Annotated in this window: 20 protein-coding genes and 1 pseudogene; 9 read left to right on the plus strand and 12 right to left on the minus strand. The window is 64.0% G+C overall.

Going from position 1 to position 15,884, the window contains the following annotated elements:
• Genes VGD10_RS01405 through VGD10_RS01425 form a run of 5 tightly spaced genes read left to right on the plus strand, consistent with a single transcriptional unit; the run spans position 1 to position 3,140 of the window.
• Positions 1–228: a hypothetical protein gene (locus tag VGD10_RS01405; RefSeq protein WP_331039003.1), complete on the plus strand. Its 228-nt coding sequence runs from the start codon at positions 1–3 to the stop codon at positions 226–228.
• The gene (gene fghA / locus VGD10_RS01410; RefSeq protein ID WP_331039049.1) at positions 228–1,076 is read left to right on the plus strand and encodes an S-formylglutathione hydrolase; all 849 of its coding nucleotides are present in this window, start codon (positions 228–230) and stop codon (positions 1,074–1,076) included. The genes VGD10_RS01405 and fghA overlap by 1 nt, the downstream gene beginning before the upstream one ends.
• The gene (gene cysQ / locus VGD10_RS01415) at positions 1,073–1,849 is read left to right on the plus strand and encodes a 3'(2'),5'-bisphosphate nucleotidase CysQ (RefSeq protein ID WP_331039004.1); all 777 of its coding nucleotides are present in this window, start codon (positions 1,073–1,075) and stop codon (positions 1,847–1,849) included. Before fghA ends, cysQ begins: the two co-directional genes overlap by 4 nt.
• Positions 1,846–2,910, plus strand: a complete 1,065-nt coding sequence (locus VGD10_RS01420; RefSeq protein WP_331039005.1) for an NAD(P)-dependent alcohol dehydrogenase — start codon at positions 1,846–1,848, stop codon at positions 2,908–2,910. The genes cysQ and VGD10_RS01420 overlap by 4 nt, the downstream gene beginning before the upstream one ends.
• Positions 2,911–2,951: 41 nt before the next feature.
• The gene (locus VGD10_RS01425) at positions 2,952–3,140 is read left to right on the plus strand and encodes a hypothetical protein (RefSeq protein WP_331039006.1); all 189 of its coding nucleotides are present in this window, start codon (positions 2,952–2,954) and stop codon (positions 3,138–3,140) included.
• 12 nt (positions 3,141–3,152) lie between these two features.
• Here the strand turns inward: VGD10_RS01425 and VGD10_RS01430 are convergent, their stop codons facing one another.
• The gene (locus VGD10_RS01430; protein WP_331039007.1) at positions 3,153–3,386 is read right to left on the minus strand and encodes a DUF6356 family protein; all 234 of its coding nucleotides are present in this window, start codon (positions 3,384–3,386) and stop codon (positions 3,153–3,155) included.
• 103 nt (positions 3,387–3,489) lie between these two features.
• Between VGD10_RS01430 and VGD10_RS01435 the strand changes: the two genes are divergently transcribed.
• Both VGD10_RS01435 and VGD10_RS01440 read left to right on the plus strand, forming a co-directional pair.
• Positions 3,490–4,644 carry an acetyl-CoA C-acetyltransferase gene (locus VGD10_RS01435; protein ID WP_331039008.1) on the plus strand — a complete coding sequence of 385 codons (1,155 nt, stop codon included), beginning with the start codon at positions 3,490–3,492 and terminating at the stop codon, positions 4,642–4,644.
• Positions 4,641–5,111 carry a GNAT family N-acetyltransferase gene (locus tag VGD10_RS01440; protein WP_331039009.1) on the plus strand — a complete coding sequence of 157 codons (471 nt, stop codon included), beginning with the start codon at positions 4,641–4,643 and terminating at the stop codon, positions 5,109–5,111. The genes VGD10_RS01435 and VGD10_RS01440 overlap by 4 nt, the downstream gene beginning before the upstream one ends.
• Here VGD10_RS01440 and VGD10_RS01445 read toward each other — a convergent pair.
• From VGD10_RS01445 to VGD10_RS01475, 7 genes and pseudogenes are all read right to left on the minus strand, one after another.
• Entirely contained in the window at positions 5,108–6,574 is a 1,467-nt protein-coding gene (locus tag VGD10_RS01445) for a phospholipase D-like domain-containing protein (RefSeq protein WP_331039010.1), read from the minus strand. The genes VGD10_RS01440 and VGD10_RS01445 overlap by 4 nt on opposite strands.
• A gap of 47 nt (positions 6,575–6,621) precedes the next feature.
• Complete coding sequence (locus VGD10_RS01450) at positions 6,622–7,119, minus strand: VOC family protein (RefSeq protein WP_331039011.1); 498 nt, start codon at positions 7,117–7,119, stop codon at positions 6,622–6,624.
• A gap of 16 nt (positions 7,120–7,135) precedes the next feature.
• Positions 7,136–7,570: a DUF1428 domain-containing protein gene (locus tag VGD10_RS01455; protein WP_414639489.1), complete on the minus strand. Its 435-nt coding sequence runs from the start codon at positions 7,568–7,570 to the stop codon at positions 7,136–7,138.
• A gap of 18 nt (positions 7,571–7,588) precedes the next feature.
• Positions 7,589–7,882 (minus strand): annotated as a pseudogene (locus VGD10_RS01460) (DUF1428 domain-containing protein); the annotation flags it as partial.
• 23 nt (positions 7,883–7,905) lie between these two features.
• On the minus strand, positions 7,906–8,394 hold the full coding sequence (locus VGD10_RS01465) for an SRPBCC domain-containing protein (RefSeq protein ID WP_331039012.1): 489 nt from the start codon (positions 8,392–8,394) through the stop codon (positions 7,906–7,908).
• 21 nt (positions 8,395–8,415) lie between these two features.
• On the minus strand, positions 8,416–9,186 hold the full coding sequence (locus VGD10_RS01470) for a VOC family protein (protein ID WP_331039013.1): 771 nt from the start codon (positions 9,184–9,186) through the stop codon (positions 8,416–8,418).
• Positions 9,187–9,212: 26 nt separating this feature from the next.
• Complete coding sequence (locus VGD10_RS01475; RefSeq protein WP_331039014.1) at positions 9,213–9,635, minus strand: VOC family protein; 423 nt, start codon at positions 9,633–9,635, stop codon at positions 9,213–9,215.
• A 72-nt stretch (positions 9,636–9,707) separates the two neighbouring features.
• Between VGD10_RS01475 and VGD10_RS01480 the strand changes: the two genes are divergently transcribed.
• Positions 9,708–10,409, plus strand: coding sequence for a winged helix-turn-helix transcriptional regulator (locus tag VGD10_RS01480; RefSeq protein WP_331039015.1), 702 nt, complete (start codon positions 9,708–9,710; stop codon positions 10,407–10,409).
• A gap of 52 nt (positions 10,410–10,461) precedes the next feature.
• Positions 10,462–11,244: an SDR family oxidoreductase gene (locus VGD10_RS01485; protein ID WP_331039016.1), complete on the plus strand. Its 783-nt coding sequence runs from the start codon at positions 10,462–10,464 to the stop codon at positions 11,242–11,244.
• A 2-nt stretch (positions 11,245–11,246) separates the two neighbouring features.
• Here VGD10_RS01485 and VGD10_RS01490 read toward each other — a convergent pair whose 3' ends face one another.
• From VGD10_RS01490 to VGD10_RS01505, 4 genes are all read right to left on the minus strand, one after another.
• Positions 11,247–12,062 carry a class I SAM-dependent methyltransferase gene (locus VGD10_RS01490; protein ID WP_331039017.1) on the minus strand — a complete coding sequence of 272 codons (816 nt, stop codon included), beginning with the start codon at positions 12,060–12,062 and terminating at the stop codon, positions 11,247–11,249.
• Between the two features lie 78 nt (positions 12,063–12,140).
• On the minus strand, positions 12,141–12,956 hold the full coding sequence (locus VGD10_RS01495) for an AraC family transcriptional regulator (protein WP_331039018.1): 816 nt from the start codon (positions 12,954–12,956) through the stop codon (positions 12,141–12,143).
• The gene (gene acs / locus VGD10_RS01500; RefSeq protein WP_331039019.1) at positions 12,953–14,872 is read right to left on the minus strand and encodes an acetate--CoA ligase; all 1,920 of its coding nucleotides are present in this window, start codon (positions 14,870–14,872) and stop codon (positions 12,953–12,955) included. The genes VGD10_RS01495 and acs overlap by 4 nt, the downstream gene beginning before the upstream one ends.
• Positions 14,873–14,919: 47 nt before the next feature.
• Positions 14,920–15,819 (minus strand): iron-containing redox enzyme family protein, encoded by a 900-nt coding sequence (locus VGD10_RS01505; protein ID WP_331039020.1) that lies wholly within the window; start codon positions 15,817–15,819, stop codon positions 14,920–14,922.
• Positions 15,820–15,884: the final 65 nt, after the last annotated feature.

Raw genomic sequence — 15,884 nt, forward strand, 5'->3', positions numbered from 1 at the left:
ATGAACGCGTTTAAGATTGTGACCGCTTCGACGGCGACTGGCCCAAGGCTGTTTGTGGCAGTGGACTACCACCACCGGTTCGACATTCTGCACCCTGACGATACCAACATCATCCTAACCGCTGACGCTGCAGATATCGGCGAGTTCAATGGGCTCGTAGATGAGCTGATTGAAGAGCTTAATCATCTCAAAGCCTCGGCTGTACTGCATTTCAAGACCACTGGGTGATGGGCCTCGACACTTTATCCGTGGTTCGAAGCCACGGCGGCACCCAGCATGTCGTGAAGCACCGGAGCCGCTCGACCGGCACGGATATGACCTTTTCCGTGTTCGTGCCGCCGAAGGCCGATGAGGGCGCAGCCTGTCCGGTCGTCTGGTACCTTTCGGGCCTCACCTGCACTCACGCCAATGTCACGGAGAAGGGCGAGTATCGCCGCGCCTGCGCAGAACTGGGGCTGGTTTTCGTCGCGCCCGATACGAGTCCACGTGGCGACGGGGTGCCGGACGATCCTGCGGGCGCCTATGATTTCGGGCTCGGCGCGGGCTTCTATGTCGATGCAACCGAAGAGCCGTTCGCGAAGCATTATCGGATGGAAAGCTACATCGTCGATGAGCTTCCGGAGGTGGTCGCGTCCGTTTTCCCGATCGACCTCGACCGGCAGGCGATCACCGGTCATTCGATGGGCGGCCACGGCGCGCTGACGCTGGCGCTGAAGAATCCCGGCCGCTTCCGCAGCGTCTCAGCCTTTGCTCCTATAGTCGCGCCGTCACAGGTGCCTTGGGGCGAGAAGGCGCTCGGCGGCTATGTAGGCCCCGATCGAGCGGCATGGCGTCGGCATGACGCGGTCGCGCTGATCGAAGACGGCGCGCGCGTGGACGAGCTGCTCGTGGACCAAGGCGAGGCGGACAATTTCCTAGAAGAGCAACTTCGGCCTGAACTGCTGCGCCAAACTTGCGAAGCGGCGGGCATCTCCCTCACGCTCCGCATGCATCAGGGCTACGACCACAGCTACTACTTCATCTCCAGCTTCATGGAGGATCACCTGCGCTGGCATGCCGAGCGGCTGGCGCGATGAGCCCTTTGCTCCAGATCCTGATCGATGCAGCGCTCGAGGCGGGGCACGAGATCGAGCGCATTTACGGCGAAGGCTGCGCTACCGAGACCAAGAGCGACGGCTCGCCCGTGACGGCCGCCGACCATGCGGCAGAGGCGATCATCCTTGCCCGGCTAGGCGCGGCATTCCCGGACATCCCGGTGATAGCGGAGGAGGAGGCCTGCGCGGGACGCATCCCCGAAGTGGGCGAACGTTTCTTCCTGGTCGATCCGCTGGACGGCACGCGCGGCTTTGTCGAACGGAACGGCGAGTTCACCGTCAATATCGCGCTGGTCGAGCATGGAAGCGCCGTTGCGGGCGTCATCTACGCGCCCGACAGCCACACCCTCTATTATGGCGCGGCCGGCGAGGGGGCGTTCCGGCGGCGTGAAGGCGGCGAGGCCGAAGCCATAAGTGCCCGCTTCGCGCCTCCGGCGGGCCTGACCGCCATCGCTAGCCGCACCACGGCCGCGAAGACGGCGGAGAAGCTGAAGCACCTGCCCATCGCGGACTTCGCCCCCTCCAGCTCATCCTTCAAATTTTGCATGCTCGCCGAGGGCTCTGCCGACGTTTATCCGCGTTTCGGAACGACGATGGAATGGGACACGGCGGCAGGCCAGGCGATCCTCGAAGCGGCAGGCGGCCGCGTCATGGAATTGGACGAGGAGGCCCGAGAGGTCGGGCCGCTTCGCTACGGCAAGGTCGATCGTACGTTCGAAAACCCGCATTTCATCGCTTGGGGAGCAAGCCAATGACACAAGCAAACGGATATGCAGCAACGGCCGCGGACGCTCCGCTCGCGCCCTTCCATTTTGAGCGGCGAGCGCTTCGCGAGCATGATGTGGCGATCGACATCCTTTATTGCGGCGTCTGCCATTCGGACCTTCATACCGCCCGGGGCGATTGGGCGGGCACAATCTATCCCTCGCTTCCCGGCCACGAGATCGTTGGACGGGTGAGCGAGGTGCATCCCAGCGTCACGCGCTACAAAGCCGGCGACATCGTCGCGGTCGGCTGCATGGTCGATTCCTGCCGCGAATGCCGCGAGTGCACGGCGGGCTTCGAACAGCATTGCCTGAATGGGGCGACCTTCACCTACAACAGCCCGGATCGGCAGACGGGCGACATCACCCTCGGCGGCTATTCCGACCATATTGTGGTTCGGGAGGAGTTCGTGCTTCGCGTGCCGGACAGCCTCGATCCGGCCGCGGCCGCGCCTTTGCTTTGCGCCGGCATCACCACCTGGTCTCCGCTTAGTCGCTTCAAGATCGGTCCGGGCATGAAGGTGGGCGTCGCCGGGCTCGGCGGGCTCGGCCATATGGGCGTCAAGTTCGCTGCCGCCATGGGTGCTGAGGTGGTGATGATCACCACTTCGCCGGAAAAAGGCGAGGATGCCCGTCGCCTAGGCGCGCACGACGTGCTGATTTCCACCGATAAGGCGGCGATGGCGGAGGCTCGGTCGAGCTTCGACTTCATCCTCAACACCATTCCCGTGGGGCACGACCTCCATCCCTATCTGGGCCTACTCAGGCGCGAGGGCGTGATGATCATCGTCGGCGCGGTCGAGCCGCTGCCGCCGGTCCATGGCGGCGCCCTCATCATGGGCGATAAGATGGTTGGCGGCTCGCTGATCGGCGGCATTCCGGCGACGCAGGAGATGCTCGATTTCTGCGGAGAGAAAGGCGTTGTTGCCGATATCGAGATCATCCCGATCCAGCAGATCAACGAGGCTTGGGAGCGGATGCAGAAGAGCGACGTCAAATATCGCTTCGTCATCGATATGGCTTCGCTCCGGGAGGAGCGGGCGGCGGCTTAAAGGGCCGCGGCACCAATCGGGCGGCTGCTCGTTACGCCGCCATGCCGACCTTCAGAACGCCCGATGAAATTGCCAATCCGGAGATCGTCGACGCCGAGCTCCACCCAGACTCTCGCTTGCGCTACATCCAGCGGCGCATGCAGGAAGAGGAAGGCGTACGTCTCACCATCGACAACATTGCCTACATCCTCAAGCTGAACGGCGATTACGGGGAAGAGCAGGGCGGCTGAGCCGCGGCACGCTTAGATAATCGGGTGCCGTTCCCAGTTCACCCGGTCCACTCGCTTCGTCATGCGCTTGTGCAGCTTGGCCATCGTGCGGCTGCCCATATTCACGAACAGGAAGGGGAGGAAGGCGTGGATCATCACGCAAATCCCGCCGACCAACATCGTCGCAGCAAACTTCGCTGCCGTCGCAAGATGCTGAAAATAGTTCTCGCCGACTTCGCGGGGGTGTTCGGTAAACGGGTTCGCCATGATCCGAGCATAGCCTAAAACCGTTCGCACTCAACGCACAGAAACTTGCTTCTCGAACATTAGCGCAGCCGCTACAGCCTTACGCGAACGTAAAGGAGCTGACGTGGCCGAAGCCTATATCGTGGATGCGGTGCGGACCGCCGGCGGCAAGCGCGGCGGCGCCCTGAAGGACTGGCATCCGGCCGACATGGCGGCGGAAGTGCTGAACGCCCTCGTCGAGCGGAGCGACATCGATCCCGCCGCGATCGAAGACGTGATCATGGGCTGCGTCAGCCAGGCGGGCGAGCAGGCCTTCCACGTCGGCCGCAATGCGGTGCTCGCCTCGAAACTGCCGGAGAGCGTGCCGGCCGTCACTATCGACCGGCAGTGCGGTTCTTCGCAGCAGTCGATCCACTTTGCGGCGCAGGCGGTGATGAGCGGCACGCAGGACGTGGTGATCGCGGCCGGCGTGGAGTCGATGACGCGGGTGCCGATGGGCCTGCCCTTCACGCTTCCCATGCAACACGGAATCGGCACCGGCCCCTTTTCCAAGCACATCCAGGACCGGTTCGGCGTCGCCATGTTCAGCCAGTTCGAAGGCGCTGAGATGATCGCCGAGAAATATCAGTTCACCCGGGAGGAGCAGGATCGTTTCGCGCTGGACAGCCACCGAAAGGCTGCACGCGCGACGGAGGCGGGTGTCTTCGAGCGCGAGATCGTGCCGCTGGACGGCCATAGAGTGGATGAAGGCATCCGGTTCGATGCGACCCTGGAAGGCATCGCGTCGGTGAAGCTCCTGAAGGAAGGCGGCAAGATCAGCGCGGCCAATGCTTCGCAGATCTGCGACGGCGCGTCCGGAGTGCTGATCGTCAGCGAGGCGGCATTGAAGGCACACGGCTTGACCCCGCTCGCCCGCATCCACAACCTCACCGTCACCGCGGGCGATCCGGTCATCATGCTGGAAGAGCCGATCCCCGCCACCAGGAGAGCGCTCGATCGGGCCGGCATGAAGATCGGCGACATCGATCTTTACGAAGTGAACGAGGCATTCGCACCAGTGCCCCTGGCATGGCTGCGGGAGACCGGCGCGGATCCTGAAAAGCTCAACGTCAATGGCGGCGCCATCGCGCTTGGCCACCCGCTTGGAGCGTCGGGCGCCAAGCTGATGGCGACCCTCGTCCACGCGCTGAAGGCACGCAGCGGCCGCTACGGCCTCCAGACCATGTGCGAAGGCGGCGGCATCGCCAATGTGACGATCGTGGAGAACCTTGCCCCGTGAGCGAAAGCTTGGAATTCAGGCCCGTCGAGGGCGACGAGGTACACGCCTTCGCAGACACGCTCGCCGACCTTTGTGCGGCAGCATTCCACTCGTTTGACGGATCTTACCTGCTCAATCGCCTCCCAGGTTTATCGGGTGTCGCTGCGGTTGTAGCGCTCGAGAAGGGCGCCCCGATAGCGTTCAAGCTGGGCTATCGGCGCGGGCACGACCTCTTCTACAGCTGGCTTGGTGCCGTTCACCCGCTTTGGCGGCGAAAAGGAGTGGCGCGCCGGCTGATGGAGGCGCAGCATCGCTGGGCCAACGAGCAGGGCTATCGCTTTGTAGAAACCCGCACCCGCGCCTCCAACACGCCGATGATCATCCTCAACCTTTCGGCAGGGTTCGTCATCTCCGGGTACGAGGTCGATCGAGCGGGCCATCCCGTCGTAACCCAGCGGCGAAACCTTTCCGCGGGACCGGTGCTTTAGTGGTGTAGGCGCGAGAGCAGCCCCGGACGCGCCGTCCGCGGTTCGAATATCTCGTTCGGCGCTTCGGGGTCTAGCAGTTCGCTCCGGGACACCGCCTTTTCTACGAGGTTCGGCTTCTCCGGCTTGAAGGGCAGAAGCGTGCGGCCCCGCCCACGCATTTCCTCGATGCAGCCGATGAGGGAGCCAGTTTTTTCGAAGCACGCCTGCACCTTTTCCAGCGTCTTGCCGAGATGCTCGGCGAGGAGGTCCGCCCTCAGCGCGGCTATCGTGCTGAGGGCTTCCTTATTGCGGCTACCGTCGATCATCAGGTCGCATTCACTGTCGAGGCCCATGGACCGGTTGTTCATATTGGCGGAGCCCACGCGCAGATAGCGGTCGTCGACGATCGTCACTTTGGCATGGACGTAGATGTCGAGGCCGCCCTCGGTGACCGGTGTGTAGATGCGGAAGCGGCCATATTTGTCGCGCTTTCGGAGCTCTTTCACCAAAGCATAGCGGGCGGGGCTCATCACCTCTTCGTCGAGCCAGCCTTCCGCCGTCCTAGGATTGACGATGATGAACTCGGGACCGTCTTTCTCCTCCAGCCGCCGCGCGATCGCCTCGGCGATCACACGCGAGGCGAAATATTGGGTCTCGACATAGACGTAGCTTTTGGCGGCCGCGATCATGTCGACAAACAGGGCCTCGATTTCCCTCAGCTCGCTCTGCGCCTCCTCATGGCCGCGGGTGCGGGCCATGGCGACATCCACGTCGTGGAAGAGCGGCTTCAGCGCTTCGGGCCAAGGATCGCTCTTCGCGGAGGGGACCAGCAGTTCATCGTCGGTGGCCGCTTTCCACCTCTCACGCCCAAGCTCGCCCAGTGCTTTGGCGGCATCGCCATCGACGGCCATGATCGCGTCGTGCCACGGCTCGTAGGCGCGGCCGGTGAACGGGCGCTTCCGCCCCGGCTCCTTGTCGCGGTGGTGCCTGGTGTCCCAGCGGGAGGCGGTGATGTCGATGCCGCCGCAGAAGGCGAGGGCGTCGTCGATCACCAGGATCTTCTGGTGGTGGCTGGCATCGAGCGGGTGCGTGCTGTCCCACTTGATCGTCACCCGCCGGTCAGCCCACCAGCGCAGCATCCGCAAGATTGTGGTGCCGCGGCCGGGAATGCTGATCAACCCTTCGTCCCAGGCGAGCACGTAGATTTCGAGCTCCGGCTTCCGCTTTGATAGCCAGGAGAGGAGCGGCCCCAGCGCGACCGGCGCGCCGGACGGGCCCGGCTCCTCGTCGAGGTGGACGCGGGTATCGACGTCCCAGCCGATCAGCATGATCCGCTCGCGCGCTTCCAGCATCGCTGCCCGCGCGTAGCGGTAATAATCGGCCGCATCGACGATCAGCGCCGCCCGCTTCGCCTTCGCGACTGCGCAGCAATTCCGGCCCGGCTGGAGCCGGAGAGGCGTCGGAGCGGAGGGCGCTTTACCCACATCCCGCCGAACGTTTCAGCGGCACGCGGGTTTCGAGCCCGTAACGGCTAGGCTGTGACGCTTTCTCCGGCCGCGGCACGTTCGATGGTGGCGATGTCGATCTTCCGCATCGTCATCATCGCTTCCATCGCGCGCTTGGCGGCCGCCTTGTCCGGATTGCTCATCGCCTGCAGCAGCACGCGCGGCGTGATCTGCCAGGAAAAGCCCCAGCGATCCTTGCACCAACCGCACTCGCTTTCAGCGCCGCCATTCTGCACGATCGCGTTCCAATAGCGGTCGGTTTCTTCCTGGGTTTCGGTAATGACCATGAAGCTGACCGCTTCATTGGGTTTGAAGTTCGGACCACCATTGAGGCCGACGAACGGCCGGCCGAAGAGGGTGAACTCCACGGTCAGCTCGTTGCCCTGTTCGCCTCCCGGATAATCGGCAGGCGCCTGAAGGGGCGCGCCGACATGGCTGTCGGGGAAGGTCGCGGCGTAGAATTCTGCTGCCTTCCGCGCCTCGCCATGGTCGAACCAGAGGCAGGTCGTAAGCTTGTCTGACATGAGATTTTTCCCCTGATTAGGCCAGTTCACGCTCGGCGGAGGCTTCCGCGCTTGTATCGAGCAGCACGTCGAAGCCGCCCCAGAACATGCGCTTGCCGTCGAACGGCATATTGTCGTGGTCCGGCTGCATGTCCGGATCCTTCATGATCTTTTCCCACGAGGAATCCCGCGTCGCCTTGTCCGGCCATTCGATCCAGGAGAAGACGACGGTCTCTCCATCCTCCGCTTTGACAGCGCGGCGGAAGTCGGTGACCTTGCCATCGGGCACATCGTCGCTCCAGCCCTCGACCACGCGCAGCGCGCCATATTCCTCGAACTTGCGCGCGGCCTTCTGCGCGAGTTCGGTATAGGCCTGCTTGTTGCCCGGCGGCACAGGAAGTACAAAGCCGTCGATATAGGCACCGCGCCGCGACCCCACGTCGAGCAAAGGCGCGAAGCCGCCATAGATCATGCGTTTGCCGTCGAAAGGCATGTCCGCCATCTGCTCCATGCGCGGGTCGGACATCATCTTCTGGCCAGCAGCGTCCCGCGCTTCCCGCGCTTCATATTCCATGAAGGAGAAGAGGACGTCCTCGTCCTCCTTCGCCTGCACGGCCTTGCGGAAATCGGTAACCGTGCCGTCAGGGACGTCGCTCGCCCAGGTTTCGACCAGCCGCCTGGCGCCGAACTCTTTGAACAGCGGCCAGGCATCGGCCGCGTGGCGGCGATAAGCTTCCTTGTTCGCCTTCGGCACCGCGACGATGAATCCATCCACATAGGCCATGATGTCTCTCCTCTCTTTATCTCTCAGGCCGCGACGGGCGTGCGCGCCTCCGCCTCGGCAAGCTCGGCCAGCTGGGCGGCGCAGATGTTCCAGCCCTGCTCGAACCCCATCGCTTCGTGCTTCTGCACGTCTTCCTCTTTCCAGTGGCGGACGAGCGCGGTGTAGCGGGTGCCGCTTCCTTCGGCTTCGAAGGTGACGATCGTGAGCGTCGGGAAGTCGCATTCGCTGTCCATGCCGGTCTTCGGCTGCCAGCCAGCGGTGAAGACGTTGGTGGATACGACCTTCCGGGCGGGAGTCACCTCCAGGAAAACGCCTTCGCCGGGGTGGCTTTCACCTTCAGGTCCGGTCATCTCGATCGCGAAGCGGCCGCCGGGGCGCAGATCCTGCTCGACGACCTTCGTCATCCAGGGCTTCGGCGCGAACCATTCTTCGGTACGCTCCGTATAGACGCGGTAGACGGTCTCCGGCGGCGCATCAATGAAACGGGTGATCGACAGTTCGAGATTGCTCATTCTTACTCTCCTTGAATTTGATTATTTGCGTGGCCCGACCGCGCCGAACATGGCGCCCTGCGGGTCGCTGGCGATGATCATGAAGTTGCCGCCGGGTATTTCATGCGGCCCGTGGTGGACGGTGCCGCCGCCAGCGGTGACGCTCGCGGTCGAGGCGTCGATGTCTTCGACCTGGAAATAATAGCGCCACATGGGCGGCGGCCCTTCGGCAGGTGCGCGCATGATGGCGCCGATCATCTCGCCGCCGAGATTGATGAACTGGTAGTCGCCCATCTCGCCCATCGGCATCGCGTCGCCTTTCTCCCAGCCGAACAGGCTGGTGTAGAAGGTGAGGGCGCCATCCTGATCGCTGGTCGACAGCTCGTTCCACGCGCAATGGCCCGGCTCGTTTCCGAACGAAGTGCTCGGCTGGTCGCTGAAGCCGCGCATAACGTAGAATGGGATCCCTTGCGCGTCGGCGACCATGGCCATTCGCCCGACGCCTTCAATATCCATCGCAGGCATCTGCACGCGGCCGCCGGCCGCTTCGATGCCGGCTACGGTCTCATCGACATCCTCGACGCCGATATAGCCGAGCCACACCGGCCGCGCTCCCGCATCCGCCGCTTCCAGCGGCAGCTTCATGTGGCCGGCGATTCCTTCGTGACCGGCATAGAAGAAGCGATAGTCCATGCCCGGCTGGTTGGCGTTCTCCGCCCTCCATCCGATCACATCGCCGTAGAATCTGGCTGCAGCGTCAGGGTCGCTGGTCAGCAGCTCGTACCAGATGAAGCTTCCATGGGTGTTGCGCATCGTCGCTCTCCCTCTTCCCGCTTTGCTCAGGCGGCCCGTTCGGCCATCGCCCTTGTGGCAGCTTCGACGTCGAGCCAGCACGGCCCCCAGCCGTGGCCGTCCGGATCCTCGAAGCTTCGGCCGTACATCCAGCCATGATCGTCGACCGGCGAGGGTTCACGGGAGCCTGCAGCCAGCGCCTTTTCGGTGATTTCGTCAACTTCCTCGCGGCTGTCGCAGGACAAAGCGAGCAGGACCTCGGCCGTGTCGCGGTCGGCAATCCGGCGGGAGGTGAACTGCCGGAACTTGTCGTGCGTCAGCAGCATCACGTTGATCTCGTTGGAGAAGGAGACCATCGACGCGGTGTCGTCGGTGAACTGCAAATTCTGCTCGGCGCCGATCGCCTTGTAGAAATCGACCGACTTTTGAAGGTCCGCCACCGGCAGGTTCACGAAGATCATCCGGGCCATTTTCCCTCTCCTCATTCGTTTTTTTCGAATCGCGTTTGACCCTGATGAGCTTCTGAGTTATAAAAAGCAACTATGAAGTTACAAAAACTAACTAACTCGGAGCAAGGTTCCTCCCGCCGCCGCTATGACGATGCCTGCGGGACCGCTCATGGTCTTGAGCTGATCGGCGAAAGATGGGCCTTGCTCGTGATGCGGGAGCTTATGCTGGGCCCGAAACGCTTCAGTGACATTCGCGCCGACCTGCCCGGAATCAGCGCCAATGTGCTGACGCAGCGGCTGGAGGGACTTGAGGCGTCGGGCCTGCTCACCCGCAAGAAACTGCCGCCGCCCGCAAACACGCAGGTCTACGAACTTACCGAATGGGGTTACGAGGCCGAACCGATCGTCCAGACTCTCGGCCGCTGGGCCGCCCGCTCGCCCGCACACGACCCGACGCTCCCGATCAGCGCGAGCTCGATCATGTTGAGCTTCCGAACCATGTTCGATGCGGAGCGGGCGAAGGGCTTTGCGGCACGCATCGGCTTCCGGCTCGGCAGCGAAAGCTTCGTCGCCGACATCAGGGACGGCAGCTTTAAGAGCGGGCGCGGCGACCCCGACGGGGCGGACGTCATCTTCACCGGTGCTCCGCAAGCTTTGGCGGCGGCGGTCTACGGCGAGATGTCGTTCGACGAACTCGCCGCTGCCGGAGCTCTCATGGTGGAGGGGGACCGGAAGCTCGCCGACCGCTTCACGACTTTATTCGTGCTTCCGCCAAAGGCCGACATCTCAGCCTAAGCTTGTCGAGCAGCCATTCTTGCTTCTAGGAGCAGCCGCAAGGGAGAATGGAATGAAGCTCGACAATTCAGTTGCCGCCGTCGTGACCGGCGCGGCTTCAGGCCTCGGCGAGGCGACGGCGCGGGCGCTTGCCGCGCGCGGCGTTAAGGTGGCGGTGTTCGACCGAGATGCGGGGAAGGGGGAGAAGGTCGCCTCCGAGATCGGCGGCATTTTCGCTGAGGTGGACGTGACTTCCAACGAAGCGGTCGATGCCGCCTTCGCCAAGGCGCGGGAAGCGCATGGCCAGGAACGTATCTGCGTCAATTGCGCGGGTGTCGCTAACGCGGTGAAGACCGTTGGGCGCGACAAGGAGACGGGGGCGGTGAAGCGCTACCCGATCCATCAATTCGAGCTGGCGATACAGATCAACCTCATCGGCACCTTTCGGGTACTTGCCGCCTCGGCTGCGGGGATGGCCGATCTGGAGCCGCTCGAGGACGGCGAGAAGGGCGTTATTATCAACACGGCGTCGGTCGCCGCGCAGGATGGGCAGATCGGTCAAGCCGCCTATTCGGCGTCCAAGGCTGGCGTGCTCGGCATGGCGCTGCCGATCGCGCGCGACCTCATGGGTGAGGGCATTCGGGTCAACACCATCCTTCCAGGCGTGTTCAAGACGCCGATGGTGGCGATGATGCCGCAGAACGTGCAGGACGCGCTCGCCGCGCAGGTGCCGTTCCCGAAACGGCTCGGCCAGCCGGAGGAATATGCGCGGCTCGCCGTCTTCATGGCTGAGAACAGCTATCTGAACGGCGAGTATGTCCGTCTGGATGGCGCCATCCGCATGGCGCCGCGCTGAGCTCAGCCGGGCTTCAGGCAGGTCGCCTTGAAGAAGGTGTAGCAGAAAACGCCGTCGGGCTCGGCCGTTCGGCGGAGCGCTCGCACGCCTTCTTCGAAGACTTCCGCTTCTATCAATCCGGCATCGAGAGCCGGGCCTCTGATCCCGTCGATCATTGCGGTGAAGGTCCGCTCAGTGAAGCCGTCGGCAAGCTCCGGCCGGCTCCCATCCACGTAGACCATCCGCGGCGAGACATGGACGTTCGGAAAGCCGGCTTCGCGCAGCAGGGGGTAGAGGCGGCGGCCGATATTGGCGTCCCCTCCGGCGAGCGCCTGTAGGCGGATCTGCGCATGGACGGCGGCGCGGGCGGCTGCGTTGTCCGGATGGAAATAGGTGGAGCCGTGGTCGCCCTCGATGACGGTAAGGCTACCACCCGGCTTCAGGACCTCCCGCAGATGCCGAAGCGCCTCTACTGGGCCGGGGAGATGCTCGAGGACGAAGCAGGCGAAGACATGGTCGAACTGTGCAGGGGAAAAGGGCAGGTTGAAGATGTCGGCTTGTCGAAATTCCACGTTCGTGTGGCCCGCTGCTTTCACCTTCTCCTCGGCCGCGCGAACCGACGCGTGTGAGATATCCACTGAGACAATGCGGGCGTCAGGACTGTTCCGGGCTAGCGGCACGGTCTGCGCGCCGACGCCGCAGCCCACTTCCAGCACCGGACCACCAGCAGGGTAACGCGTGTCATGATGCAGCAGGGTTTCCAGCGTCGAAGCCTGATCTTCGAGCCGCTGGCTTTCCGCTGGATCGTAGCCGTGAACGTAAGACCGTGTGTTCGACATTCTGAGTGACCTCGGATGATTGCGTCACGTCAGCCTTGCGCCACCGTCAGGCGCCGGGTCTTGAACGGAATTGCAGAATTAGAGGACTGCTCTCGCGTAGGCGCCGGGCGAGATTCCGAACTTCCGCACGAAGGTGCGGGTCATGTGACTCTGATCCGAAAAGCCGGCGACGGCTGCTGCATCCGACAGGGCCATCCCTCTCGCGATAAGGCGGCGCGCGAGGTCGGTCCGCCGCTGCAGGACGTAAGCGTGCGGAGTGAGGCCGGTCGCACGCGCAAAGCCGCGAAGAAGCTGGAAGCGGCTGACGCCCCCGATCCGGGCAAGCTCTGTGAGATTGTGGGGCGAGGATGGATCGTCGTCGATGCGGGATCTCGCGAGGCTAACCGGCGCAGGGGCCTCGTTCCGCTCTTTGTGCCGATAGCGGCCGACGATCGCGACAAGGGAAAGCAGCAGCTCCTCCCGCCGCATCGTCTCTTCCGGCTGGCCCGTCTCGGCGCTGAATAATCGGCCGAGTATATTCGCCGCCCTCCGGTCGCCCATCACCGGCTGGGAAAGTTCGAAGTTGCCGGTGCGATCCTCGAAAATGTCGTGCGCGGCGGCCTGCAGCAGCGCGGGCTCGAAATAGAGGATGTTCCAGGCTCGACCGACGTCGCCGATCGGCCGGCCGTCATGAACCTCACTCGGATTGACGGTGATTACATCGCCCGCTGCGGCTTCCACCTGGCCCCGGCCGCTATGGGATTGCTGAGCGCCGAAGCGGATCACGCCGATCCCATATTGTTCGTGGCTGTGGCGGGCGAAACTGTGCCGGCTCTGCGCTGCAACCGCCTCTATGCCGGGCGTCGCGCAGCGCAGCATCCGGAACGGAGCGTCGGGCGCGCCGCTGGCCGTCACCGGTTGCGGCGTCCCTCAATCAGGTTCTCAACGAGGCTCGGGTCGGCGAGGGTCGAGGTGTCGCCTAGGGTGCCGTAGTCGTTCTCCGCAATCTTGCGGAGGATGCGGCGCATGATCTTGCCGCTCCGGGTCTTAGGCAGAGCGGGGGTGAAGTGGATTAGGTCGGGTGAGGCGATGGGGCCGATCTCGGATCGGACCTGCTGTCTGAGCTCCTGCTCCAGAGCTTCGCTGGGCTCCTCGCCCGCGATAAGCGTGACGTAGCAATAGATGCCCTGGCCCTTGATGTCATGGGGGTAGCCGACGACCGCAGCCTCCGCGACCTTGGGGTGGAGGACGAGCGCGCTTTCGACTTCGGCGGTGCCGAGCCGGTGCCCGGACACGTTCAGCACGTCGTCGACCCTGCCGGTGATCCAGTAATAATCGTCCTCGTCGCGGCGGCAGCCGTCGCCGGTGAAGTATTTGCCTTTATAGGTCGAAAAGTAGGTGTCGACGAAGCGCTGATGGTCACCATAGACGGTGCGCATCTGCCCCGGCCAACTCCGCACGATGCAGAGATTGCCGGACGCGGCACCTTCCAGCACCTGCCCGTCGGCATCCACCAGTTCCGGCACGATGCCGAACATCGGCCTTCCGGCCGAGCCCGGCTTCATGGCGTGCGCGCCGGGGAGGGTGGTGATCATGATGCCGCCCGTCTCCGTCTGCCACCAAGTGTCCACCACCGGGATGCGGCTGTCGCCGACCGTCTCGTGATACCAGCGCCAAGCCTCCGGATTGATCGGCTCACCGACGGTGCCTAGCAGGCGAAGCGAGGAGCGGTCATGCTTCTTCACCGGCCCTGCGCCTTCCCGCATCAGCGCGCGGATTGCGGTCGGGGCGGTGTAGAAGATGTTGACGCCGTGCCGCTCCACCACGTCCCAGCAGCGGCTTGAATCCGGGTAATTGGGGACGCCTTCGAACATCAGGCTGGTGGCACCGTTCGAAAGCGGGCCGTAGACGACATACGAATGGCCGGTCACCCAGCCCACGTCCGCCGTGCACCAGAAGATTTCGCGGGGCTTGTAGTCGAACACATAGTGGAAGGTGAGGTTGGTCCACACGGCATAGCCGCCGGTGGTGTGGAGCACGCCCTTCGGCTTTCCGGTCGAGCCAGACGTGTAGAGGATGAAGAGCGGGTCTTCAGCGTTCATCGGTTCGCAGGGGGAGTCGCCCGCCGTCTCCACCTCATGATACCAATGGTCGCGGCCTTCTCGCATCCCGATCTCGTTGCCGAGGTGGCGAACGACCAAGACGGCATCTACCTCCGCCCGTTCGAGCGCGGCATCGACATTGGCCTTCAGCGGCACCAGCTTACCGCCGCGCATGCCGCCGTCGGCGGTGATGACGAAGCGGCTGCCGCAATCCTCGATGCGTCCGTGCAGCGCCTCGGGCGAAAAGCCGCCGAATACGACGGAATGAACCGCGCCGATCCGGGCGCAGGCGAGCATCGCCACCGCGGCTTCGAGGATCATCGGCATATAGATGGTGACGCGGTCGCCTTTCCGGGCGCCGAGCGCTTTGAGCGCGTTCGCCATCCGCACCACCTCGGCATGAAGTTCGCCGAAGGTAAGCCGCTTCACGACTCCGGGCTCGTCGCCTTCCCAGATGAGCGCCACATCGTCGGCGCGGTCGGGCAGGTGCCGGTCGACGCAGTTGAAGCAGAGGTTGAGGATGCCGTCTTCATACCATTTGATCTCAACGGGATCGTAGGACCAGTTGCCCGCCTGCGTGGGTTCCTTCACCCAATCGATCCGCTTCGCCTGATCGAGCCAGAAGCCGTTCGGATCCTCGGCCGAGCGTTTGTAGAGCGCCTCGTAAATGGCGGCGGTGGCGTGGGTGTCGCGGGTCGCCTCGGCGGGCGGAGAAATGCGGTTGGCCATAGCGGGATTATTGCCGCCGCTGCGCGCCTAAGGGAATAGGCTTCTGCTCAGCCCCAGAGGTGGGCGCGGTAGCGTTCGAAGCAGCGTTCCCCGCATTTGAGACGGATGAGCGCGCCTTCGGCCATGGCGCGGGCGCGGCGCGGGTCTTCCTCGACGAGCGGGCGGAGCGCCTCCTCATTCCAGGCGGCGCTGTGCTTTACGTCGAGCACGGCGTGAAGCTCGAAATAGCGGCGGACTTTGCCGGAATAGCCGAGGCGGCGAAGCCCATTTGCAACGCAGGCGGCGCGGGCGGGGGCGGTAAGCTCGATCGCGCCAAGGGCGCCGACCGCATGCCAGGCATAGCGGCGGCTGGTCGCCATGGCCGTCATTGCATTGGCGAGCGCGAGGCTCTCCCAGCAGGTGCGGTCGATCTCTGGCGCAAGCTCCATCGCCTCAACGAGAGCGTCGAGCATCGGGCCGTGCATGCCCTTCGGATTGCCGCGGCCCATTTCGTCCCAATAATTGCGGGCAAGCTCCAGCTTCGCCTGTTTCGGCAGCTTGACCTGCGTCATGGCGGTGAGGTCCTCGAACCCGGCCTCGCCTGCTGCTTCCTGTTCCAGGAACCACCGCATCTCCTCCGCTGTCGCCTCCTCCGCCAGCCAGGGGAAGAGCGGATCGTGCTGGCCGGGGCCCTTAGCCTCCAGCGCCTCGAACCAGGCGATGAACTGGTCCGGGTCTTCGGGCGCTTCCGCGGCGGCGTCGGCGATCTCGGCACGAAGCTCCTCGATGAAACCGCCTTCCAGCCGTAGCATCCGCATGTCGCGCTCCAGCTCCACCTGCCAATTCGCGTCTGGGAAGCGGGGGGACAGCCGCTCATGGTTCCAGCGGGCAAGGCCGCGCTGGAAATCGTCAGTCAGGAATTGCGTGGCCGCCTCGCGGTGCGCGGCGGTCTGGAGGCGGGTTGCCATGTCTCGGAGAGGTCCGTCTGCTGTCGAAAGATCAGCCTCAACAACCGTTTCGGGAAAAAACCGTT

Source organism: Allosphingosinicella sp. (assembly GCF_036402135.1).
In the GTDB taxonomy this organism is placed as follows: Bacteria; Pseudomonadota; Alphaproteobacteria; order Sphingomonadales; family Sphingomonadaceae; genus Allosphingosinicella.

Bases quoted from the DNA above. Each gene is read 5' to 3' on its own strand.
- fghA (WP_331039049.1), top strand. From the start codon at position 228: ATGGGCCTCGACACTTTATCCGTGGTTCGAAGCCACGGCGGCACCCAG.
- VGD10_RS01405 (WP_331039003.1), top strand. From the start codon at position 1: ATGAACGCGTTTAAGATTGTGACCGCTTCGACGGCGACTGGCCCAAGG.
- VGD10_RS01430 (WP_331039007.1), bottom strand. From the start codon at position 3,386: ATGGCGAACCCGTTTACCGAACACCCCCGCGAAGTCGGCGAGAACTAT.
- VGD10_RS01470 (WP_331039013.1), bottom strand. From the start codon at position 9,186: ATGCGCAACACCCATGGAAGCTTCATCTGGTACGAGCTGCTGACCAGC.
- VGD10_RS01480 (WP_331039015.1), top strand. From the start codon at position 9,708: ATGAAGTTACAAAAACTAACTAACTCGGAGCAAGGTTCCTCCCGCCGC.
- cysQ (WP_331039004.1), top strand. From the start codon at position 1,073: ATGAGCCCTTTGCTCCAGATCCTGATCGATGCAGCGCTCGAGGCGGGG.
- VGD10_RS01490 (WP_331039017.1), bottom strand. From the start codon at position 12,062: ATGTCGAACACACGGTCTTACGTTCACGGCTACGATCCAGCGGAAAGC.
- VGD10_RS01450 (WP_331039011.1), bottom strand. From the start codon at position 7,119: ATGTCAGACAAGCTTACGACCTGCCTCTGGTTCGACCATGGCGAGGCG.
- VGD10_RS01420 (WP_331039005.1), top strand. From the start codon at position 1,846: ATGACACAAGCAAACGGATATGCAGCAACGGCCGCGGACGCTCCGCTC.
- VGD10_RS01505 (WP_331039020.1), bottom strand. From the start codon at position 15,819: ATGGCAACCCGCCTCCAGACCGCCGCGCACCGCGAGGCGGCCACGCAA.
- VGD10_RS01485 (WP_331039016.1), top strand. From the start codon at position 10,462: ATGAAGCTCGACAATTCAGTTGCCGCCGTCGTGACCGGCGCGGCTTCA.
- VGD10_RS01425 (WP_331039006.1), top strand. From the start codon at position 2,952: ATGCCGACCTTCAGAACGCCCGATGAAATTGCCAATCCGGAGATCGTC.
- VGD10_RS01455 (WP_414639489.1), bottom strand. From the start codon at position 7,570: ATGATCTATGGCGGCTTCGCGCCTTTGCTCGACGTGGGGTCGCGGCGC.
- acs (WP_331039019.1), bottom strand. From the start codon at position 14,872: ATGGCCAACCGCATTTCTCCGCCCGCCGAGGCGACCCGCGACACCCAC.
- VGD10_RS01465 (WP_331039012.1), bottom strand. From the start codon at position 8,394: ATGAGCAATCTCGAACTGTCGATCACCCGTTTCATTGATGCGCCGCCG.
- VGD10_RS01475 (WP_331039014.1), bottom strand. From the start codon at position 9,635: ATGGCCCGGATGATCTTCGTGAACCTGCCGGTGGCGGACCTTCAAAAG.